Annotated in this window: 17 protein-coding genes; 6 read left to right on the top strand and 11 right to left on the bottom strand. The window is 48.0% G+C overall.

What is annotated here, in order from left to right; genetic code table 11:
* Window position 1: 1 nt before the first annotated feature.
* The 5 genes from FBF61_RS06815 to FBF61_RS06795 all read left to right on the top strand — a co-directional run bounded on the left by FBF61_RS06815 (window position 2) and on the right by FBF61_RS06795 (window position 2,935).
* Entirely contained in the window at window positions 2–427 is a 426-nt protein-coding gene (locus FBF61_RS06815) for a hypothetical protein (protein ID WP_138476455.1), read from the top strand.
* Between the two features lie 198 nt (window positions 428–625).
* Window positions 626–919 carry a hypothetical protein gene (locus FBF61_RS06810; RefSeq protein WP_138476454.1) on the top strand — a complete coding sequence of 98 codons (294 nt, stop codon included), beginning with the start codon at window positions 626–628 and terminating at the stop codon, window positions 917–919.
* A 403-nt stretch (window positions 920–1,322) separates the two neighbouring features.
* Complete coding sequence (locus FBF61_RS06805) at window positions 1,323–1,673, top strand: hypothetical protein (RefSeq protein ID WP_138476453.1); 351 nt, start codon at window positions 1,323–1,325, stop codon at window positions 1,671–1,673.
* Between the two features lie 198 nt (window positions 1,674–1,871).
* Entirely contained in the window at window positions 1,872–2,315 is a 444-nt protein-coding gene (locus FBF61_RS06800) for a hypothetical protein (RefSeq protein ID WP_138476452.1), read from the top strand.
* Between the two features lie 56 nt (window positions 2,316–2,371).
* Window positions 2,372–2,935, top strand: a complete 564-nt coding sequence (locus FBF61_RS06795) for a T9SS type B sorting domain-containing protein (RefSeq protein WP_138476451.1) — start codon at window positions 2,372–2,374, stop codon at window positions 2,933–2,935.
* Window positions 2,936–2,948: 13 nt separating this feature from the next.
* Here FBF61_RS06795 and FBF61_RS06790 read toward each other — a convergent pair whose 3' ends face one another.
* From FBF61_RS06790 to FBF61_RS06755, 9 genes are all read right to left on the bottom strand, one after another.
* The gene (locus FBF61_RS06790; RefSeq protein WP_138476450.1) at window positions 2,949–5,111 is read right to left on the bottom strand and encodes an outer membrane protein assembly factor BamB family protein; all 2,163 of its coding nucleotides are present in this window, start codon (window positions 5,109–5,111) and stop codon (window positions 2,949–2,951) included.
* Between the two features lie 58 nt (window positions 5,112–5,169).
* Window positions 5,170–6,111, bottom strand: coding sequence for a DUF4380 domain-containing protein (locus FBF61_RS06785; protein WP_166444443.1), 942 nt, complete (start codon window positions 6,109–6,111; stop codon window positions 5,170–5,172).
* A gap of 1 nt (window position 6,112) precedes the next feature.
* The gene (locus tag FBF61_RS06780; RefSeq protein ID WP_138476448.1) at window positions 6,113–7,678 is read right to left on the bottom strand and encodes a RagB/SusD family nutrient uptake outer membrane protein; all 1,566 of its coding nucleotides are present in this window, start codon (window positions 7,676–7,678) and stop codon (window positions 6,113–6,115) included.
* A gap of 35 nt (window positions 7,679–7,713) precedes the next feature.
* Window positions 7,714–11,214 carry a SusC/RagA family TonB-linked outer membrane protein gene (locus tag FBF61_RS06775; protein WP_138476447.1) on the bottom strand — a complete coding sequence of 1,167 codons (3,501 nt, stop codon included), beginning with the start codon at window positions 11,212–11,214 and terminating at the stop codon, window positions 7,714–7,716.
* 1 nt (window position 11,215) lies between these two features.
* Complete coding sequence (locus tag FBF61_RS06770) at window positions 11,216–12,211, bottom strand: FecR family protein (RefSeq protein WP_138476446.1); 996 nt, start codon at window positions 12,209–12,211, stop codon at window positions 11,216–11,218.
* A 47-nt stretch (window positions 12,212–12,258) separates the two neighbouring features.
* Window positions 12,259–12,456, bottom strand: a complete 198-nt coding sequence (locus FBF61_RS35015; protein ID WP_229214990.1) for a sigma factor-like helix-turn-helix DNA-binding protein — start codon at window positions 12,454–12,456, stop codon at window positions 12,259–12,261.
* Entirely contained in the window at window positions 12,401–12,925 is a 525-nt protein-coding gene (locus FBF61_RS06765; protein WP_229214940.1) for a sigma factor, read from the bottom strand. Before FBF61_RS06765 ends, FBF61_RS35015 begins: the two co-directional genes overlap by 56 nt.
* 142 nt (window positions 12,926–13,067) lie before the next feature.
* Window positions 13,068–13,796, bottom strand: a complete 729-nt coding sequence (locus FBF61_RS06760; protein WP_138476445.1) for a DUF899 domain-containing protein — start codon at window positions 13,794–13,796, stop codon at window positions 13,068–13,070.
* Between the two features lie 323 nt (window positions 13,797–14,119).
* Window positions 14,120–14,425, bottom strand: coding sequence for a hypothetical protein (locus FBF61_RS06755; RefSeq protein WP_138476444.1), 306 nt, complete (start codon window positions 14,423–14,425; stop codon window positions 14,120–14,122).
* Between the two features lie 203 nt (window positions 14,426–14,628).
* On the opposite strand from FBF61_RS06755, the gene FBF61_RS06750 reads away from it, so the two are divergent.
* On the top strand, window positions 14,629–16,872 hold the full coding sequence (locus FBF61_RS06750) for a M1 family aminopeptidase (RefSeq protein WP_138476443.1): 2,244 nt from the start codon (window positions 14,629–14,631) through the stop codon (window positions 16,870–16,872).
* Window positions 16,873–16,875: 3 nt separating this feature from the next.
* Here FBF61_RS06750 and FBF61_RS06745 read toward each other — a convergent pair whose 3' ends face one another.
* Window positions 16,876–18,330 carry a rubredoxin gene (locus tag FBF61_RS06745; RefSeq protein ID WP_138476442.1) on the bottom strand — a complete coding sequence of 485 codons (1,455 nt, stop codon included), beginning with the start codon at window positions 18,328–18,330 and terminating at the stop codon, window positions 16,876–16,878.
* Window positions 18,331–18,610: 280 nt separating this feature from the next.
* Window positions 18,611–22,150 carry a nitrate reductase gene (locus tag FBF61_RS06740; RefSeq protein WP_138477074.1) on the bottom strand — a complete coding sequence of 1,180 codons (3,540 nt, stop codon included), beginning with the start codon at window positions 22,148–22,150 and terminating at the stop codon, window positions 18,611–18,613.
* Between the last annotated feature and the right edge of the window lie 127 nt (window positions 22,151–22,277).

Below are 22,277 nucleotides of genomic sequence, written 5' to 3'. Positions count from 1 at the left end.
TATGAAAAAGACCATAATTATATCAGTATTGCTGCTATTCTCATGTGATCCACCGGGAGATTCTAGATTAATGTTTGAGAACAATTCGTCTCACCCGATAATTTTTACCAAAGGACCATATAATGGATCAATCAACGATCCGTACACTTTTTACGACTGCAGTCCAAGCAAATTTGCCCATACCTATGTCGAGCCTAAAGAAAAGGATGGATATGCAACAAGTCCAGGGGGGAATTGGGAGACCCTCCTACCAAAATATCCAAATGGTACTTTGATTTTCATTGTCTACCACGCTGACTCAGCCATTAAATATATCAACGATTACGGTTGTGATAGCTTGGGAAAGAGAAAAGATTTGGTTTTAAAACGGTTTGATGTTACCGTAGATTATTTAGATAAAAATAATTGGACGCTTACCTATCCTTAGAAATATATTTGACTATGTACTGAGTTACGTATGATGAAGACAATAACATTTTGTATAGTCTTATTAAACGAAGATGGTACTACAATTACAGTCTTTTATAAATTTTGCCTTGAATTAATAAAAACGGAGTTTTTGAAATTGGACTTACAAAGGATCGTATAATTGATCACAGATTTTTCAGGCCTAATTAATAGTAATATGAAATACTTAGCAATAGACGCTTCACTTGGTGGAACTGGAATCCGCGATATGTATTCCGGGGGTTATATAGATCCAAAGGATCTTCTTTTAAGCCCAGTTATATCAAATTATATTCAGGATTGGCTGCACAGGTATAACGAGGCCCATTATGATGGTTTTAGTGATCAACAGATAGTGCAAGAGTTGGATCTGGAGGGTAGAGAAATAGCCTACGCAGTTAAAGCAGAATTGGTAGATGTAAAGATGGAATACTTCTCAGACGCAAAGATGGAAAAGGAAAATATAGACTAATAATGAAGAAGATGGATTGGTCTAACAAATTTCAAATTAAAAAAAATTCATGCACAAATTGAATCATGGGATTTGCAAAAAGAAGAATATGCGGAATTTGGTTTAGATCTATCAACTGGAAGGACGTTTCGATAATTGCGACAAATATGTGTTAATATTTGCGCATCAGATTATAAAAGCGCTGTGAAAATTTTTCGGCAAACCTGTCAAAAAAACTCGCGATGCGCCTGCAAGTAAGTTGACCAAAACGTCGTTAAATGTTCAATCTCAAAAATTAGAAATGATTAATACCGACAAGTTTATGCAATGCCATCCAGGCTCCGTGCGACATTTTGGCGGAGCCCCGTATTGGAAAGTATCTTCGGGTCTTGGTATATTCGGAATCCCAGCCAAATAATATTTTATGAATACGGATTATCAATATAAAAGAGCGACTGAGACCTTCAAATTACTAGCCGCTTCCTATGACGAGCAAAAAACAGCTCTTCCTGATTTTGCGGACAGCGCAACTGACATTGTAACATCGTTTGAGGATATTTTTTTACTCCTACCGCAACTTGTCGAAATGGGCTTTTTCTCATTAAAGGCAATTGCATCTATTTTGAGGGCCTATAATAAAATGCAATGGTGCCTAGAGAATCTGGATATCGACGATTTTTCAAATCAAGAGTGGAACAAATTGAGAGATCTAGCGAAGGATATACTATTTCAAATAGGGGAAACAGATGGGGATATCGATTTAAGATATGTTTGAGAGAATTAGCTTAAATCAAATCGATGGTACCCTAGTGTCATATGTTAGAGCAAGCAATAAAGCGCTCGACAGGTATCGGTGATCGACAAGGGGCAAGAGCCTACTTCATATTGTTGGAATAATGAGAAACGAAAAACCTATTAACTGAATGGCCTTTATCAAAAAACGAATTCCATTGGCATTTTCACAATAAAATCTATGTACACAACTATCAAACAAGTATTCTACGCATTGGTACTAACAGCCACGCTGTCATTTAATCTATCAGCCCAGACGTATGCCGATTCGGCTTTCGTATTAAAAGGGGATCCCTTATACAAAAGTGAACCAGAGGATCTGGCGATTAGGGCGCAGATCGACGCATCGAAATATTACAGACGATACAATGCAGCCACGGTCGGGACGCTGGTCGTCAGTTTGGTTTCTCCGCTGCTCGGATTAATTCCGGCAATTGCCTGCTCCACCACAACACCGAAATTCGAAAACCTTGGCTATCCCGACGAGAAGCTATTTAAAAAACGGGAATACCATTACGCCTACCGAAAGAAAGCCCGGAAAATAAAAGCTGGTAGGGTCTGGACTTATTGGGGATTCGGTTTGGGCGTCAATTTAGCGATAGTAATAGCGGCAGCAATCCGATGAAAATCCGCCCCTGTATTTCCAAAATGCTCACCATTTAAATCAAAACCAATCAAACCATGCACACATTCAAAATCACTTTTACCCTCTTTTTTTCACTCCTATTATTACAAAGCTGCCTCGCTCAGACTAGCCCGGAAGTACCGGTGGCGGAAGAGTACAAATCCTGCTGCGGAACGGAGCCTGTGGAGTTTGCTTTCAGAAATGAAAAGGTTTATGTACCGAATGTTTTTACCCCAAACGGCGATGGTATCAATGATTATTTTATGCCTTATGTGAACAAGGAAGTAGGTGGCGTGTGGGGATTTACAGTTTATAGCGCAAGAGGGGACACCATTCTTTTTCAAAGGGAATATTTTAATTACGAAAGGGAAATTGAAAATTATGCCTGGAACGGCCTCCGGAAAGATGGATCCAAATACAAAGGATTGTTCAAATACAAAATGCGTGTAGACGATAAAGCTGCCATCAAGCAGATCGTGGGAGGGGCAGCCTGCGCAATTGTTTGTGATCCGGATGCGAAAATATTCCGGAACAAAGAGGGATGCTTTTATCCGGTCCAGGCCGGGAAGGAGGGAGATTTGGATAAAAGCATTCCTGACGGAGAAAAGAGCTGTTTTTGAAAGTTGTCTTCTGTTACGGCAACCGAAACGCCATTACAAACCCCGAGGGATTCTCTGTAGTCCCGCCAACAGACAGCGCTACGTATTGTTTTCCTTTGGTCATGTAGGTACAGGCTGTGGCGTTGGCGACGCCGGGCAGGAGGGTGGACCATAGTAATTTACCGGTCTTTTTGTCAAAGGCACGGAGCTTTTTGTCATTCGTGCCGCTGATGAATACAAGCCCGCCCGCAGTTACGATGGGCCCCGCCGAACCTTCCTGACCGGTTTCGGGAGCTCCTTTTTCCTGCAATTTCTCATTGTTCCCAAGTGGTATCTGCCATTCGTATTCGCCGGTTGTGAGGTTTATGGCGTTCAGCGTTCCCCACGGTGGCTTGATCGCCGGGTTTCCATTCGGATCGCGAAAATGACCGTAGGCAGTCAGGTTCAGGTATTTGTCGGCGCCGGCTTTGGTCTGGCCGGTTTCCTGCTTGGTTACTTTGCTGGAATTTTGTTCTCTTTCGTACAAAAAGGCAATGATCCCTTTTTCCTGTCCTTTCACCACACTCGCAAAAGCAGGCATTTTTCCGCCGCCTTTTTTGATCTTGTCCAGCGCAGCTTCGCGGGTCATGCGGTTCCTGAGGCCGATCAGTGACGGATAATTGGGTTCGTCACCATTTTTGTCCTTTCCATGGCAGCTTACACAATAGGTATTGTATATTGTCCGTCCCTGGTCGAAAACCGTCTGGTTTTTCGCTTCCGCCTCCACATCCACCTTTTTCATAGATTCGATTTCCGGCGAGTCATTGGATTTTACAAATAAAACACTGCTGGAAGGATCGTATGCGGCCCCGCCCCATTCTGCGCCTCCCCGGGTACCGGGAAGCATCAGCGTGCCTTTCAGATCCGGCGGGGTAAAAAGTCCTTCATAACGCATGGAGCGGAATTTTTTCAGGATAGAATCGTGGCCTGCCGCAGAATAATGGGTAAGGTCTTCCTCCTTCATGATCTGTCTCGCAAATGGTTTTGGTTTCAACGGAAAAGGCTGGGTCGGCCAGGATTCTTCGCCGGGCAGATTCGAAACGGGTACCTTGCGTTCTTCAATCGGAAAGAGCGGCTCACCCGTTTCGCGGTTGAAAACGAATACAAATCCGTGCTTGGTAACCTGGGCCACGGCGTCGATATCTTTTCCGTCTCTTTTTACGGTTACAAGATTGGGCGGGGCAGGAAGGTCGTAGTCCCACAAATCGTGATGCACAGTTTGAAAATGCCAGATGTACTTTCCGTTTGAAGCATTCAGTGCCACAACACTGTTCCCATACAAATTCTGACCTTTCCGGTCCGCGCCGTAAAAATCGTAGGAAGGCGAACCCAGCGCCAGAAAAACGATCCCACGCTTGATATCAAGGCTCATTCCTGCCCAGTCGTTCACGCCGCCGGCATATTTATAGGCATCTTTGGGCCAGGTTTCGTAGCCGGGTTCTCCGGGTAAAGGAATGGTGTGGAAAGTCCATTCCAGCTTGCCTGTTTTGCAATGATAAGCCCGGATATACCCCGGCTGGGCACCATATAATTCTGATACTTCTGCGCCCATGATGAGCAGGTCTTTGTACACAATACCCGGCGAGGTAGGAATCACCGAAATGGTTGCAGGGTCGTCACGAAGACCCACATTCATACTTACTTTTCCGTTGTCGCCAAAGGTGGGGATCGGTTTTCCGGTAGCAGCATCCAGCCCGAAGAGCTGATCGCCGCCTGTTACCAATATCCTTTTGTCATTACCGTCCTCATAATAAGTGACACCCCGGCTCACACCGCCTCCTTCTGCTCCGTCAAAAGGATCGAAAGACCAGATCTGTTTTCCGGTTTCCGCATCCACGGCATATACCCAGTGCTTAGCGGAAGTCGTATACATGACCCCGTCCACGATGATGGGATTGGATTCGCTGCTGCCTCCACGGGATCCGGCTTTCATATCATTGATCGCGAAAGTCCAGGCAGGCTGCAGCTGGGCAACATTGGAGGTATTGATCTGATCCAGCTTTGAATAGCTGGTACTTTCTGCATCGGCTTTATAAATGCTCCACGACCGGTCTTCTTTGTCGCGGGTTTGATAGGCGACCAGGCCAATAAACGCAAAAACAAGCAGGATAACAGCGATGCTCTTGTTCCGGTCGCTAAATCGTTTGTTTTGAATCATAAGGGTTTTCAAATGAGCGGCTGAGTATGGGAATCGTGGTTATAAGTATGTTAATGGCTTATTTTACTATTTTTTGCACGTACCCGGCCAATGCTCCATCGCCGGTTTCTTCCCTGATTCCGGCAGGCAGTTTCCTGAGATACCAAACCGTTTCCCAGGTCAGGGATGCGCCTGGCTGGATTTCTTCATAAGGGCCCTGATGTTCGATTTCTACGTAACCAGGATTAGAGTCAGTCACTTCGCTGGCAAAAAGCTCGATTTCGCCTTCCTTAGGCGCAATTTTGTCGAGCGGTATATCCGGAAATTTCTTGATCAGAATGACGCCCTCGTTTACTTGTGCGAGCCAGCCTTTCGACCCGTCCGCGTAGATCTGCCGGTCGCCTTTCAGCGGTAATTTGTTTGTTTGGTAGGTATACCAGAAAATTCCGTTTTGTACCGTAGCGGAGCTTAGCAATCCGCCCGTTGCCTGGTCATTACCGGTCGGGAAAAAGGCAATACCGCCCGGTTTTACCCGCGTCACTTCCCACGGTGCTGCTTTTTGGGAATGATCGGATCGATTGGTAATGGTGTATTTAAATAAAAAAGAAGCCGTCTTTGCATCCCCGGAAATTTCTTTGGTAACGGTCAGGCCCGTTCCGGGATCTTTGGCACTGGTCATGCTGATCGTTTTTTCCGCAACTTTCACGGTATAAGGTTTATTGTCAATCTCGGCGGACGGTGGCCAGTTCCAGTCGCTTTGCGGGCTTAGCCAGAAAGTAGACCCCCAGTTGAAATTGTTAACGGTACTGTCGGTTAAAAAATCCCTGCCGTGCAGCAGCAGGGATGTAACCCGGCCACCGGTGGCAGGATCTATTTCCAGCCGCTGATCTCCGAGGGATATGCTGTATTTTCCGCCCTTTTCAACCGGAAACGCATCCTGGGCAGTTGCCGCCAATGTCGCCCCTGTAACCATTAGCACAAAATGAATGGCCCTTAAACCTGAATAATTCAAGCTTTTCATATTAATTCCAGTCGTTGGCAACGTCTGCGGCCAGTGCAGCATTGGAGTTCCGCTCAGCGATGGGTATCGGGAAAAGCACATGTTTGTCGAGGAAAGGATATTGTCCGGGACCTTCGGGATGCTCGGCATTCAATGTCTCTTTCGCTATTCCCCAGCGTATCAGGTCAAACCAGCGAGACTGTTCGCCTGCCAGCTCAATGCGTCTTTCACGGCGCAGGGCGATCCTTGCCTCCGTCTGGGTAAGTGAAGTCAGATAATTTTTAGCCATCACACTCGGGCGGTTCCTCACCTGGTTGATATAGCCGATACCGGTGGCTATCGCAGGATTGGCTTTTTCGATATTGGCCTCGGCCAGCATCAGCAGTACATCGGCGTAGCGCATTACGTGGGTATTGATACCGCTCATCGGCGCGGACGTATACTTCTGGAATTCGTAAGGTTCGTATTTCCGGTACCTGTTGCTGTAAAAGTCAAACGGGTATTTGATAGGGCCTTCGGCGCAGTGATCACAGTATTGGGTATCACCGCCGTTGGCTGCGCTGCCGTAGAAAGTAAAACCTGCCCTTGGATCAATGTAACCCGCCGTTCCTGTTACCGGGTCGTTATATTTATGAGAGGCCACGAGTGCATTTGAGATCGTCACATTTTCCCAGTCGTTGAAACCATATTCCTGTGCACGGCCGGTGTGGAAGGTCTTGCCGTCTTCGCCTTCCTGCCCGCCAAACATGTAGTACTGGGTATTGGAAGTTGTGTAAACGTGGTTTACCGCAAAAATTACTTCCGGAGTATTGATATTGTCCTCGCCGAACAAATGATCATAGCTGGCATCCAGTGAATATTTATAGGGGGCGGCTGTAAGCTTGGTAAGTTGCGTGATCGCCTGGTCGTATTTTTTCTGGAACAAATACGTTTTTCCCAAAAATCCGATCGCTGCGCCTTTCGTTGCACGCCCCTTTTGATCCTGGCTGTATTCGACAGGCAGATCGGGAATAGCCAGTGTAAATTCGTTTTCAACTACCTTCCAGAGTTCTTCCACCGATACCCGTGGAGACGAGTTCGTTTTGGAATCCTCGTAGGTGAGTTTCAAAGGAACGCGGCCCCAGTTGGTAACGAGGTTAAAATAGGCGAAACCACGCAGCCAGTGCGCCTCGGCAATGTATTGTGCTTTCAGGGTCGTTTCGGAAGCGTCCGCCGGTTCCCATGTTTCCATTACTTTCAGTGCCAGATTAGCCCGGAAGATCATGCGGTAAAGTGATGACCAGAGACCAACGATGTCTTCATTGTTGTTGGTAAAACTGTAATCTGTCAATTGCAGCTCCGTGCCCACCAGTGCGCTGGACCGTTCCGCTTCATTGGCGAGCAGGTCAAAAATAAAATACCACTCCCTGGACATCATTCCCATGTGGCTGAAAACCGTATAGGTCGCTATTACAGCCTCGTTGAACTGGGTTTTGGTTTTAAAATACGTTTCATCCGTATAGGTATTTTCATTTTTCACGTCAAGCAGGCTGTCACTGCACCCCGACAATAAAACCATTGTGAACAGAAATATCTTTATCCTTTTCATTGTTGCTCCTGTTTTGTAAAAGCTTTAAGTTTTATTTAAAATCCCGCCTGTATACCGAACATGATCGTGCGCGGCTGCGGCACCTGGCCTGTATCGATACCCCTTCCGAAAATGAAGTTCCCGCTTCCCGTAACCTCCGGGTCATAGCCCGAATAATTCGTGAATGTGAACAGGTTCTGAGCTGTAACATAGAGCCTTACGCTTGACACAATATTGGCTGTCGCAGGTTTCAGTTTGGCCCCGGGAAATGTATAGCCAAGGGTCACATTGCGGATACGCGCGTATGCACCGTTTTCAACGAACCATGAGGAGTTGCGGAGGTTGGCTGCGGTTCCGTAGTTCTGTCCGGCGCGCGCGATGTCGGTGATGTCTCCTGGTTGCTGCCAGCGGTCCAGTACTGTTGTTTTGGTGTTAAACGGCAGTGCAACCCCTTCCAGATAATACTTCGTTCCATTGATAATATCCACGCCCGCCAGCCCCTGCAGGGTAGCCATGAAATCAAAGTTTTTGTAATTCAGGTTAACATCCAGACCATATGTCAGCTTCGGGATCGGGCTGCCGAGGAACGTCTGGTCTGTGAGCGTAACTTTTCCGTCACCGTCCAAATCCTTGAATATCCTGTCGCCGGGAAGCAGTCCGTCCTGGTATACCGCGCCGGGATCGCCCGTTACCTGGCGAGCTATGGCGTTGTATTTCTCAACATCCGCATTGTCAATCGCAACGTGGTCATATTCATATCCGTAGAAGGAACCTATCGGATGTCCGACCTCCGTCCGCGACATGGCGGGTACTGAATAAAACGCACCGTCGATGATCGGGACAGCTCCCTGGGTTCCCAGAGAAGTTACCTGGTTTTTGTTGTATGCCCCGTTCACATTGATGCTGTACGTGAGGTCTTTGGCTTTGCCATTGTAGCCAAGTGTCAGTTCAAAACCTTTGTTGAAAGCCGAGGCCGCATTGATGAGCTGACTGCTTTCCGCTCCGGCCACACCTCCGAAACCTGTTGACAACGCTACCGGTACATTTACCAGGAGGTCCTTGTTCTTCCGGTTGTAATAGCCTGCGCTGAGGTTGAATTGGTTATTAAAAAACGTGGCGTCCAGTCCGACGTCCAATGTCGAAGTTTCTTCCCATTTCAAATTGGGGGTGGACGGAATGGCTATGGTAGCACCGTTTACGAGTGTTTCGTTCGGTCCGAGCGGATAGGTTACACTGTTACCGGAGCCCGTCCACACGGTCGACTGATAGGAGAAACCTGCAATGTTCGAGTTTCCTGTTTTGCCCCAGCTGGTGCGCAATTTCAGATCGGAGATAAAAGGGATATTCTTCATGAACTTTTCCTGTGATAACCGCCATCCCAAACCTGCGGAGGGGAAATAACCTACCCGGTTGTCTTTGCTGAAAATTGAGGTTGCATCTCGGCGGCCGGTCAGGGTCAGGATGTATTTGTCTTTGTAACTATAATTGACACGCGCGAAGTAGGATATAAACCTCGAATTGGAATTAGCTGCACCAGAGCTGAAATTGACGGTCTTGGCAACGCCGATCTGGTGGATTTCTTCATTGGCAAAGTTGCTGCCCACGAGGTTAACCGATCTCGATAAATAACCGTCACGATAAGAATTGCCCGCAGTGAGGCCGAAGCTATGGTCTTTCAGCTGTTTGTTGTAAGTAAAATAGTTTTCAAGAATGTAACTCAGGCTGAACCCATAACCTTCTGAGATCTGGCTTTGGGTGATGAGCTGATTGCCTGCGTAGGTTGGGTTGTAGGAATAGTTCTGATTGAAATTGTAAGTGCCCCCGAACTGTGAACGGAATTTCAAACCGTCCAGAATGTCTATTTCGCCGAAAAGCTGCAGATAGTTATTCAGATTACGGTTTTTGGTATCGTACAAATTAGGCACGATCAGCGGGTTCTGTGAATCGTTGCCGTCCTGGGCGCTGGTCGCGATACCATATCCGCCAAGCAAATTGCCCGGGTCGAGCACGGAAATATAGGGTGGCATACGCAGACCGTTCAGAATGTTGGCGGTCTGTCCGTCTGTTACCTGGTACCTGATGTTCAGCTGCTGGCCGAGCCTGATCCTTTTGCCAATGTATTCTTCAATATTGAAACGGAAGTTGGCGCGGGTGAAATTCATGTCCACCACCTGGCTTTCCTGTTTGGTATAACCGGTTGAAAAACTGTAATTGACGTGCTCCGTCCCGCCGCCGATATTGATATGGTGTTCGGTGATTTTTGCGGTTCTGAACATCTCTTTCTGCCAGTCCGTTTTGGTAATATTTGCTTCGGGAGTTGCCAGGCGGGGCGGCAGGGGCTGACCGTAATTGGTATACCATTCTTTGACGAGGTCGGTATATTGCTGCGCATTGAGCATATCAAACTGTTTCCAGGGTTTTGAAAATCCCACATATCCGTTGTAGGTAACCCTGGGTTTGCCGGATTTGGGAAGTCTTGTAGTCACGACAACCACGCCGTTGGCACCCTGCGCGCCGTAAATCGCTACGGATGATGCATCTTTCAATACACTGATGTATTCGATATCATACGGGCTGAGGGAATTGAACATGGTAGCATCGCTTTGTATTCCGTCGATCACATAAAGCGGAGAAGCGCTTGTGAATGAACCTGTTCCGCGTACAACAATCTGAGCGCCGGCACCTGGGACACCGCTGTTGTTGACAACTTGCACGCCGGCGATTTTTCCCTGCAGCAATTGTGAAGTATTGCTGACACCCACATCACCGAAACTTTTGCGGCCCACCACACCCACCGAGCCGACAAGGTCTTTTCTGGATTGTTCACCATATCCGATCACAACCAGTTCTTCCAGAGCGTTCACGTTTTCGAGCAGTACTACATCAATGGTCGAGCGGTTTCCGACGGCTATTTCCTGGCTTTTAAATCCTACAAAACTGAATATCAGAACGGCGGACTCATCGTCGAGGTTAACCTGGTAATTTCCTGAAACGTCCGAGGTAACCCCTTTCGCGGTACCTTTCACAACAATACTGACACCCGGTAAACCATCACCTTTCGAATCCAGCACGCGGCCTTTGACAGGAATCGCAATGATCTGTCTTGCTGCCATAGGTTTTTCTTCGGCAGGCGCGGGGGGTGTCATGAGCGGTGCTTCTTCGCGGATGCTGCTGCTTGCGCGGCTCTCCTCGGCTGTAGCTTTTCCATGGTGCTTTCTGATGATCAGGTAAGTACCATGTCCGGATCTTTTAAACTCAAGGTTATTGGGCGTGAGCAATGTTTCCAGCCTTTTTTCAAGTTTTCCGTTTGTTTTTTCGGGTACCGGTACAATGGAAATACCCTGTACCGTGGATTCTTCAAATACGATATTGACCTGATATTTTCTCCCCAGTTCAATAAGTACATCTTTCAGTTTCTGGGTTTCCGGATAAGCATGCCGGGCCGGCTGCTGGGGGACAGGCTGGTGCACAAAAGCAACATGCTGCGCTGTGCCCGCCTGGCTGAGCAAGGCCATCATAAGCATCAACCCTGTTTTCTTTAGTAATTGGTCTGACATATTAGGGAAGTTTTGGGGTAGACAGTTCGATATAGTCCTCTTTCTGTGTGATCTCTATTTGCATTAACTCCGACAGGATCTGCAATAAATCGTCGGCCTGATGTGCTTTGTAAATGCCCGCAATGCGCCGGCTGGCCAGTAACGTATCGGGTATACGTATTTCGACGTCAAACTGCTCACGGATCTGTACTGCCACGTCCGACAGTAAGGTATTGTCAAAGTAAAAAGTCTGCTCTTTCCAGGCTACGTAGGGGCGGGAGTCTTTGGGTTCGCTGACCTTGAATGTTCCGTTGCGGTCGGAGACAAACAGGTTTCCCGGCTTCATGTACAATTGTTTGCCTTCGGGGAGTTTGAGTTTGACTTTGCCCTGCTTCAGGAAAACACGTTTTCCGCGTTCCCTCGAAAATGCCACAAATTCAGTTCCCAGCACTTCAATTTCGTAGCCATCATCCATTTTAACAACAAACCGGTCATTGTGGTCAGTATGCGTCACTTTGAATTCAGCTTCACCATCCAGAAAGACTTCCCGGGTACTGTTTCCAAAGCCAAACCTGGGTACCAGCAAGGTGGAATTGGAATTCAGCACGACCCGCGTCCCCTCCGAAAGCTGGTAGGAAACTGTTTTTCCCATTACCGACTGCAGGGATTTGTACATGATCTGCTTTCTGAAAAGCAGGAAACTGACCAGCACGACACTTGCAGCGGCAGCAAGCCTGAGCCAGGTATTGATCCCGAAATAGCCGGCAGATGTATTTCCGCCTGAGACAGACAATTTATCCGGATTTTGTCCGGTCACAATGGTCTGGAAATTCCGCATGGCTTTGTCCTGGTCCGGTGAGAACTGCGGATGCGCGCTTTCCCATTCGTCGAGATAGCGATAGTATGTTTCCTGATTACTCGGGTCAGAAAGCCATTCTTCAATCAGTTTGCGCTGAATAGACGTGGTTTTGCCGTCGAAAAAGTCAAACAAAAGTGTTTTAACGAGTGATTCCTTCATGATTTGGATATAGCGGAAGTAAAAAAGGAATTGCGGTTCCGGGGCGACTAGTTGAAGAGCAAACAAATAAAGAGGACCCAATGCGTGGCCAGCTCTTTGCGAAGGCGTGTGAGTGCCCTGCTGACCAGGGCTTCTACGGCTTTGGCGCTGATCTTCAGTTCCTGCGCTATTTCGTCGTATTTCTTCCCTTCAACCCGTTTCAGCAGGTAAGCACGGCGGCACTGGGGCGGCAGGTGACCGATGATGTTCTCTATCTTCTGGTGTAATTCGGTGTACTGAAGGGCTTCGTCGGGGGTTGAGGCTATCGGATGGCTGCACGCTGTCCTCGGCGGAATACGTGTATTTCATCTGCCGTTTCAGGTAATTGTAAGCCCGGTGACGGACCGACTTGTAGAGGTAAGCCCTGAAAGATGTATTGACCTGCAGGTAGGTCTCATTTTGCCAGAAAACCGTGAATATTTCTGAAACGATATCTTCCGCCACTTCCCGGGAGTGCACAAACCGGATCGCGTGGTTACAGAGGTTGACATAATACCTCCTGAAAAGCAGCTCGAAACCTTTTTCCGGATTGAGGTCAAACTGGCTTCTCAGAAGGCGTTCGTCGTCTGTAACTATGGTTTCCACCGGGAGATCCGCATCGGTTTCAGCCAGAGGCCCAGGCAAATTTTCATTGAAGTCATTCAGCGGAAAAGCAGTCATTTGGGTGGTTTTCAAAAGTGCTTGTTTACAATACACCACCCAGACAATCATGTACTATTTTTCCCTATGTCGCAAATAATAAAAAAGCAAAATTCTTTTAAACAAAATATTAGAACACAGAATAAGGATATCTGCCAAATTTTTTCTCAATTCATTGCTAGTGGCAGCAGGATGGATTGTTCTGGGCATTGTCATACTTGTCGTGGTGACGCAGCCAGTCCATGCCTTCACTTTCGTTCCGTCCCTTGGGCGTAAGATCCAGATAGTTGTTAGCACCCAGCAGGATATCGCCGCCCCGCGCATAGGTGGAATAGGTATGAAAAATAGTGCCCTGCCCGTCTTGGTAAAAAACACTGGTACCGGGGGATTCCTGTCCAGAATCTTGCATTTCATAGTTATAATAAACCTCTTTGTTTGCTACCTGCTCGTCGGTGAACGATACATGGTAATCGTAATTGAAATCGCTGCCGAATGAGGAAACCCATCTGAACTTCCATTCCATACGCTTTTTAAAAGGCAGTATTTCAGGAAGCGGTGCCCTGGAAACTACGACTACGGATACATCATGTGGTGCAAGGTGCAGATTGGCCCCGTCGATGTGATCGGCCAGGAACGAGCAGCCCGGGCAGCCCTCTTCCCAGCCGGGAGCAAACATAAAATGATAGATGATCAGCTGGCTGCGCCCGTCGAAAAGGTCAGAAAGCGACAATTCGCCTTCTGTTCCTGCGAATTTGTAGTCCTTTTCCACTTTGACCCAGGGAAGTGCACGTCGCTGCCGGCTGAGCTCGTCGTGGAGACGGGTCATTTCTTTTTCTTTTTTGAGGAGTTTTTTGCGTTCGGCTATCCATTCCTCCCGCGACACTACCGTGTGATTTGCCTGATCCATGGTTTTCAAGGTTTGGTTTATACAAATCTCCATCATTGGTGGTAAAAAAGACGTGTGTATAAATGCCTTTTAGAGGGGGGATTCGGGACATTTGGGTAAATAAATAATCAAAGTCAGGTCAAAATCCATACAACATTACCCAATAAATCTGTGTTTTTGGGCGGTTCACGGGGGAATTGCGTCGTTGGTATGATTATTTAAAACTCTTGTCATGATTATGTTATAAATAATTTAGAAATAATTAAAAAAAATAGATTGATTATGAAAACCTTAAAATTAAGTTTGATCGCATTAGGATTGATGGCATCGTCCGTAGCATTCAGTCAGGTAACCACACCGTCTTCGAAGCCGACGATACCGCCGGGAACAGTTACGGAGCCAAGTAGTGTGCCGGCAACCACACAGCCCGATACATCTGCGCAGCCAGGTACCACTACGCCTTCGGTTACCCCGACACAACCGTCTTCGACACTCCCTAATTCCACCACGCAACCGGCAACGGTGCCAGGCAACACGGTACCAAGTACTACCCAGCCGTCCACATTACCCGGAAATACGCAACCATCGTCAACTCCGGGAAGTACCACGCAGCCGTCAACAACTCCGGGAGGCACTTCGACGCCATCCACTAACCCTGGTGCGTCACCAGCAGTGCCACCGAGAAAATAACGGAAGCGATAAGTTAAATCGGAATATCACGCTATGCAAAATGCCTGTCCCATACCGGACAGGCATTTTTGTTTACCGGCAGCACATTCCCGCCAGCCGCTCGCACATTCCGTTGGTGATCCTGTTTTTGGTTGCATAGCTTGTCCGCTAAAAACACGCCACTATGAGATCACTTTTGCTATCCCTGCTTATTATTATTGCCAGCGCAGTTCGGGCGCAACACCTTATGCCGGACGTTTTACAGATTTCATCCGCCGAACAAAAACGGCATGAGCAGCGCTTTGACCCCAATCGTATTGCATCAGCCACCAGCGCCTCAGAGAATTTCGATATAGGTTATTACCGGGCGGAATGGGAGGTTAATCCGGCTTCCAAGTACATCAAAGGCAAAGTGACCGCACATTTCAAGATGACGGAGGCGGGCAACAGCATTGCACTGGATCTGGCGAGTAACCTTTCGGTAGCAAAAGTGGAACAGGCTGGCAGCGCGCTTACTTTTTTACATGCAAACCATACATTGCAGATCAATTTTCCCTCAGCCAAACCAGCGGGTTTGGTGGACTCTGTGAGCATATTTTATGAGGGTGTACCTGCGTCGACTGCCCTGCAAATTTCCGCTCATGGGGATATTTTGCCGCTTTCTCCGGTGATGTGGACATTAAGCGAGCCTTATGGAAGCAAAGACTGGTGGCCCTGCAAGAATGGCCTCGATGACAAAGCGGACTCGATTGATATTTACATCAATACCCTTTCCATCTACAAGGCAGCCGCTAACGGGATTTTGCAAAGTGAAATCCCGGTTGCCGGCGGAAGAACGGTCACGCATTGGAAGCACAGATATCCCATCGCGAGCTATCTCGTTAGTTTTGCGGTGACTAACTATGTTGTGTTCAATGATAATGTTACAATAGGGGCGACCAGCGTACCGATGCAAACCTACTGTTATCCTGAAAGTGCGCCCGCATTTCAGGCGGGTGCACACACGGCCATGAATGCTATGAAGCTGTTCAGTGGCCTTTTCGGAGATTATCCTTTCAAAAGTGAAAAGTACGGTCACGTACAAGTCGGCTGGGGTGGCGGAATGGAACATCAGACCTGCTCTTTCATGTATAACATGGGAGAAAACTTGATCGCGCACGAACTGGCACATCAGTGGTTCGGCGACAAGGTTACCTGCGGAACCTGGCAGGACATCTGGCTGAATGAAGGTTTTGCTACGTATCTGGTGAGTCTGCATGCCGACAGCAAATATCCGCAGATGATCTTGTCCAACCGGGCGGCAGCCATTGATGTGGTGACCTCTGAACCCGGCGGCTCGGTCTGGGTGGATGATATCAATAACGTAAACCGGATTTTTGACCATCGCCTCAGTTATGTAAAAGGTTCTTCTCTATTGCACATGTTGCGCTGGATTTTGGGAGATGCAGTGTTTTTTACAGCTTTAAAAAATTACCTTGATGATCCTCTGTTGTCCTACGGCTTTGCTACAACAGGTGATCTGAAAAGTCACCTGGAAACTGTGAGCGGAAAAAATCTGGGTTATTTTTTCGATCAATGGTTTACGGGGCAGGGGTACCCGTCTTATCAGCTGGAATGGTATCAGGAAGGAAATGCCGTCGAATTCAGATTAAATCAGACGACGAGTCATCCTTCAGTGGGTTTCTTCAGATTGCCGGTGCCGGTACTTTTCAGAAATACCCAAACGGGCCAGGGAAAACTGGTGGTGGCTGACCACATTTCCAGCGGGCAGATATTTACCGACAATATCCGATTCACCGCAGACACTGTCATTCTTGATCCCGAAAAATGGCTGATTTCTAAAAACAATTCCATATCAAAGGCGGAGACTTCGCTACCTGTTAAATTCGTCTCCTTTAAGCTAGGTTGTGAAGGGAATTTTACGAGACTATCCTGGGAAACGTCCGAAGAGGTAAACGCCCGCCATTTTGAAATCCAGAAAAGTGATGATGCAGCTACATGGAAAATGCTGGCTTCTATAGATGCGGCCGGAGAAAGTACAGTCATAAACAAATATGGATATGTAGACACCTCCTACGAAACCGGTTCTTTTTTCAGGATTGTAGAAGTTGATACCGACGGAAAAAAACAGTACTCCAAGATCGGGCACAAGGTTTGCGGTGTTTTTGAAGAAAATGAAGCCGTGATCTCGCCTAACCCTGTCGGCGAGGAGCTGACTTTTGAAATATCCAATGCTTTTTCCGGAAAAGGACAGGTCCTTTTGTATAATGTTAAAGGCAATCTGACACAGGTCAACGCCGTCCATTTCCGAAGTGACAAGCGGAAGTATGCGCTCGATGTCTCCTTATTGCAGTCCGGATTTTACGTGCTCACATTAAAAAATTCAGCCGGGAGATTTTCGAAACCGGCGAGGTTTTTTAAAAAATAGAATCTATTGATACACCGCGATCATCTCTGTCATTTCAATTTTTTCTGCATCACAGGTTGAGCAGGTGTAGTCATCGGGCAATTCGCTGAAAGGTGTTCCTGCCAGAATGTTATGAAGCAAATCCCCGAATTGCGGATCGTAAACCGTAAAACAATGCGGGCACTGATGTACAGCGGGTAAATCGTGAACCTCGGATTTAAGTTCTTCGGGATCAGGCTTGTGCATTTCTTCATTTTCCCAGATGCGGCGGTTGTTAAATCTCCTGCACAGGCGTTCCAGCTGCACGGGCAGGTGAATTTTAAACAGGCCTTTTTCAAAAAGTATCTGCGTGCGGCTGTTAGGGTTGAAGTTTTCAGTAAAATACAGATCGTAAAGGCTGAACAATGCGAGCTGGCCGATGCGTATCAATGGGCGCTTTTTTATGAGAATGGATCCGAATACCTCGGATTTTTCCCGGGTCTGGATGCCGAAACAAAGCCCGAATGTACGCGTATCGTGTTTTTCAATATACCGGATCAGATCCTTTTTGAGGATCGTGCCGTCGTCGGTGTGATCCTCAGTCTGCCAGGCCAGTTCATTGGCGGCATGCCGGACATTGATGTTGTGTTTCCCCAGGATGTTACTCCATTCGGTTCTGTAATTGTCTTCAATTCCCTTGATGATCAGCGATTTCCAGGGTGTAATGCATATTTCGCCTATGCGGCTTTTCATGCAAAGGTTACAAATATCCAGCAGCAGTTCGATCGGGAACTGTTCGTCTCGGCGGTAAAGACCAAGCCAGGTTCTGGACTCGTACCGGTTAAATCCTTCATAGTAGGGCAGGGAAAACGACGGCAGGTCCAGGTCCGAAGCGGCAGGCTCGGAAATGTAGCTGATCTTTTCCCGCACCATCTGGTACAAGGCTTCTTCTCCGATACCGTCTTCCGACAGCATGCATGCTTCTATCACCTTTGCCAGCCGCCCGGTTTCGTGCGAATAAATCAGGTCTCTCCATTTAAAGACCGAATTACTCTGCTTCTGCCGGACATATAAGTACCAGAAATGCGGTTCCGGGGAGCTGATAAAATTAAGGTTCCCGGTGAAAAAAGGGGTGAAGCTCTGATTCGAATCCGAAATATTGACTTTCAGAAGCGGTTTGTAATCGAAGCTGTCGAGTACGGTATGGTACTCGTTGGCCACCAGCCACTGCCCCGTCCTGAAAACGTCCTCTCCGCAATAAGAGCTGATAATGTTGGGAAAACGTGCCGTATTGATCTCATAGTCAATGTTTGCGTCTTTAAGATCTTTCTCAAGAAAACGCATCATCTCATAATGAACCGTAAAAAGCAGCTGCTGCCGGGAACCGAAACGCGCCTGCCGCACATTCGCATTCCAGGCCCGCGTCAGCACATCCCGTAAATATCCCGGGGAGGCAATCCCGCCCGGAAGGTTGATTTTGATGTTATAATAGTCTCTCATGGGAGTGAGATTTTGTTACACTGGTTAAGAGTAGTCGTTTTAGTCAGGTATTGTCATTTTTAGTCACTGATTGTCAAGAGTGGTCATGTATTGTCATTTTTAGTCATTGATTGTCAAGAGTGGTCATGTATTGTCATTTTTAGTCATTGATTGTCAAGGGTGGTCATGTGTTGTCATTTTTAGTCATTTGTAGTCATTTATTGTCCCGACCACACATGACCACACATGACCATACATGACCACACATAACAAATCCTGACTACACCTGACATTCCGACCATTAAGGCGCCACTTCTGTCCGCGTCACATTCGCCTTTTCCAAAATGGATCTTACTTCGGGGCGGCAGGAGCCGCAGCCGGTTCCGGCGCCTGTTTTCTGGCAGAGCAGCTGAAAATCGTCGCATCCTTCCCGGATCGCACGTTCCAGATTTCCCTGGCCCACGTTGTTACAGGAACAAACCAGTTTCCCTTCCAGTGGTTCGGCTTTCTGGCTGGCGCGAAGCAATTGCAGCCTTTTTTCTGAAAGCTCAATGCCGTTTGCAATCAGGTCCCTGAATTCCAGAAATTCATTTTTATCCCCGATCAAAATAGCCCCGATCAGCTTGTCGCGGTGCACGATGCATTTTTTGTAATATTTTTTAGATTTATCGATAAAAATGATCTGCTCGAAAGACGGGTCGTTTGCCGGAACGTCGGTGATACCGATGCTGCAAAGGTGTAAGCCTTCCATTTTCAGGATGTTCATCGATGTGCTGCCCTTATACGGCTGGGAAATATCGCCTGAAATGTACCTGGCTATAACTTCCGCCTGCGCCTCAGCCGCCAGGGTGATACCCCACATTTGTCCATTCCACTCGGCTATTTCGCCTGCTGAAAAAATGTCCCGATCGGATGTCTGCATGTAATCGTTCACCACCACGCCGCGCTTGCAGTCCAGCCCGGCCTCCCGAGCCAGTTCGATGACAGGCACCGTTCCAATGGCCATCACTACTACCTGGCAACTGATCTTTCTGCCCGATTTAAGTTTTATCCCCTCCACCTTGTCAGATCCTGAGAAAGTAGCGACTTCATCGTTGAAATAGATTTCGATACCTCTTTCCAGCAATTCCTGATACAGCAGTTCGCTGGCCAGAGGATCCAGCTGGCGTTCCATGAAACGTCCGCTTCGCTGGATCACGGACACCTTTATGTTCATCTCCCTGAAAGACGCGGCTAATTCCAGCCCAAGAATTCCGCCCCCGACGATCACCGCATGCGGATCGGGCTGTTTTAGGAAAGGCAATAATGAATCTGCATCCAGCCGCGACCGCATATTGAAAATTCCGGGGAGGTTAGGCACGCCTTTAGGCATAAATGCTTTGCTGCCCATACCCAGGATGAGTTTGTCATAGGAATGCTCGCCGCCATTGCTGTCGACCACCGTTTTATTTTTTCTGTCAATGTGAACAATGCCTATGCCTTTGTGAACGATGATCTTATGATCGTCAAACTGGTCTTCGCGCAGTTTTACCAGCTGTTCCCAGTTCTGGGAGCCGCTGATATAATCCGGGAGCATAACCCGGTTGTAGAATGGGTAAATTTCTTTGGAAAAAACATGGATCTCGTCCCGTTCGTTGAGGGGACGATAAGCATTGATAAAACCCAGCCCCGCCGAGCCGGCCCCGATGATGATGATTTTTTCAAAAGGTTTGGTGTATAGTGTAACCTGAACGGCAGAAAACTTGAAGTCAGGCTCCTTGGATCGGGGATCCACCAGCGAATTGGTGAGATTATTGGCCCTGCCAAGGTTGCTGCCAAGGATTTTGCCCCAATGCATCGGTAAAAAACATAAACCCGGACGTACGTCTGTGGTGATCTGTGCCTTTACCCGCACTTCCCCGCGGCGACCGGTGACTTCTACCAGCTGGCCGTCTTTGATGTTCCTGATTTTAGCATCTTCTGGATGGATCTGTAAAAAAGGCTGGGGGATATGCTTGTTCAGCTTGGCTACCCTCCCGGTTTTGGTCATGGTATGCCACTGGTCGCGGATACGGCCGGTTGTAAGTACGAGCGGAAAATCCTCGTCGACTGGCTCGGATGCATTTTCATCCGCCACCGGAAATATCTGTGCCCTTTTGTTAGGGGTATAAAACTGATGATCTGTAAAAAGTCTTTTGGTGCCTGCGAAATTGGGCACTGCATTTTCAGGCATTGAAGGAAGTGGCCATTGTATGCTCCTTTCCTGTTTTAACAACGCATAGTTCACCCCCGAAACATCAATGCTGGTGCCCTTTGTGATTTGTGTGTATTCGTCGTAAACCTCTGATGATGACGTGTAGTTGAACGAGTCGCCGAAGCCCATTTTTTCTGCAAAACGCCAGATGATTTCAGCGTCCGGCAAGGCTTCACCTGGTGCTTCCAGTGCTTTGGGTAAATGCGTAATCCGTCGTTCCGCATTGGTCATGGTACCTTCTTTTTCCAGCCAGGCAGCCGCGGGTAGGATCACATCTGCATAACTGACGGTGTCCGCACGATTGGAAATATCCTGCACAACCACAAAACGGGCATTTTTTAAAGCATTTTCTGCCACATTGATATCCGGCATGCTCACAAGCGGATTGGTATTAATGATCCAGATCGCTTTCAGGCGACCGTCGGCCAGTGCCTCAAACATTTCCGTGGCGGTATAACCGGGCTTGTTCGCGATCTTGACAGGGCTTCCCCAGAAATTCTCCATTTCTTCCCGGTGTATGGCATTGGTGACGTCCCGGTGTGCCGGAAGAATGTTTGCGAGCCCGCCGGTTTCACGCCCGCCCATTGCATTGGGTTGGCCGGTAAGAGAAAAAGGCCCGTTACCCGGAGTTCCGATCTTGCCGGTGATCAGGTGCAGGTTGATCAACGAGAGGTTTTTGTTCACCCCGATTACGGACTGGTTGAGGCCCATCGTCCAGAGCGACAAAAAACCTTTCGATTTGCCGATCCACTCAGCAGCCAGATAAATAGAAGGAACTTCAATGCCGCATATCTCCGCAGATTCTGCAATCGTACGCTCCATCACTTTGGCACGAAAGGCTTCGAAACCATCGGTATGGGCATTAATGAATTCAGGGTCTACATGGTTATTCTCGATCAAAACCCGTCCTATGGCATTGTTAAGGACAATATCCGTTCCCGGACTGATCTGCAAATGGAGGTCTGACGAGCGGGAAGTATCCGTTTTGCGGGGATCTACGCAGATGATCTTCACATTCGGATTGGCAGCCTTGTGGGCTTCTACACGTCGCCAGATGATAGGGTGGCACCAGGCGGGATTTGCGCCGGTCACATAGAAAACATCGGCCGCCTCGATGTCGTCGTAGCAAACCGGCACGCTATCTTCGCCCAGTGACAATTTGTAGCCGACCACGGCGGAGCTCATGCACAGCCGCGAATTGGTATCGATATTATTGGAACCAATAAATCCTTTGATCAGCTTGTTGACCAGGTAATACTCTTCCGTCAGGCACTGCCCGGAAACATAAAACGCTACCGAATCAGGTCCGAATTTTTTGATGAATGTCTTAAAAACAGCTGCTGTCCTTTCCAGAGCTTCGTCCCAGCTTACCCGCTGCACGGGCATGGCGCGGTTGAGCCGCATTTGCGGATAGAGCAGCCTGTCGGACTGGTCCATCACGGTGTATTGCAGGTTCATACCCTTCGAACACAGCATGCCGCGGTTGGATGGATGCTGCTTGTCACCTTCCAGGGAAAGCTGGCCGCTGGCATCTTTATGCACCACCACGCCACACCCTACCCCGCAGTAGCAGCATGTGGACTTGTAAGAACTGGTTGCGTTTGTCATACAAAGGGGTAGCCCCTCCGGGGCATTGCGTTTGGCTGTATTGTAGCTGTTTGTAATGGGTAGCCCCACTGGGGCATTGCGTTTTGTTTCTTGGTGCATTTTGCCCAGGAGGCCGGCCCCGGCGGGA

The sequence above is a fragment of the Dyadobacter bucti genome, assembly GCF_005869225.1.
Lineage (GTDB): Bacteria > Bacteroidota > Bacteroidia > Cytophagales > Spirosomataceae > Dyadobacter > Dyadobacter bucti.
This window is presented reverse-complemented; position numbering and strand designations above follow the sequence as displayed.

Coding starts and splice junctions, on each gene's coding strand:
- FBF61_RS06815 (WP_138476455.1), top strand. CDS start 2: ATGAAAAAGACCATAATTATATCAGTATTGCTGCTATTCTCATGTGAT.
- FBF61_RS06810 (WP_138476454.1), top strand. CDS start 626: ATGAAATACTTAGCAATAGACGCTTCACTTGGTGGAACTGGAATCCGC.
- FBF61_RS06805 (WP_138476453.1), top strand. CDS start 1,323: ATGAATACGGATTATCAATATAAAAGAGCGACTGAGACCTTCAAATTA.
- FBF61_RS06800 (WP_138476452.1), top strand. CDS start 1,872: ATGTACACAACTATCAAACAAGTATTCTACGCATTGGTACTAACAGCC.
- FBF61_RS06795 (WP_138476451.1), top strand. CDS start 2,372: ATGCACACATTCAAAATCACTTTTACCCTCTTTTTTTCACTCCTATTA.
- FBF61_RS06790 (WP_138476450.1), bottom strand. CDS start 5,111: ATGATTCAAAACAAACGATTTAGCGACCGGAACAAGAGCATCGCTGTT.
- FBF61_RS06785 (WP_166444443.1), bottom strand. CDS start 6,111: ATGAAAAGCTTGAATTATTCAGGTTTAAGGGCCATTCATTTTGTGCTA.
- FBF61_RS06780 (WP_138476448.1), bottom strand. CDS start 7,678: ATGAAAAGGATAAAGATATTTCTGTTCACAATGGTTTTATTGTCGGGG.
- FBF61_RS06775 (WP_138476447.1), bottom strand. CDS start 11,214: ATGTCAGACCAATTACTAAAGAAAACAGGGTTGATGCTTATGATGGCC.
- FBF61_RS06770 (WP_138476446.1), bottom strand. CDS start 12,211: ATGAAGGAATCACTCGTTAAAACACTTTTGTTTGACTTTTTCGACGGC.
- FBF61_RS06760 (WP_138476445.1), bottom strand. CDS start 13,796: ATGGATCAGGCAAATCACACGGTAGTGTCGCGGGAGGAATGGATAGCC.
- FBF61_RS06750 (WP_138476443.1), top strand. CDS start 14,629: ATGAGATCACTTTTGCTATCCCTGCTTATTATTATTGCCAGCGCAGTT.
- FBF61_RS06745 (WP_138476442.1), bottom strand. CDS start 18,330: ATGAGAGACTATTATAACATCAAAATCAACCTTCCGGGCGGGATTGCC.
- FBF61_RS06740 (WP_138477074.1), bottom strand. CDS start 22,150: ATGACAAACGCAACCAGTTCTTACAAGTCCACATGCTGCTACTGCGGG.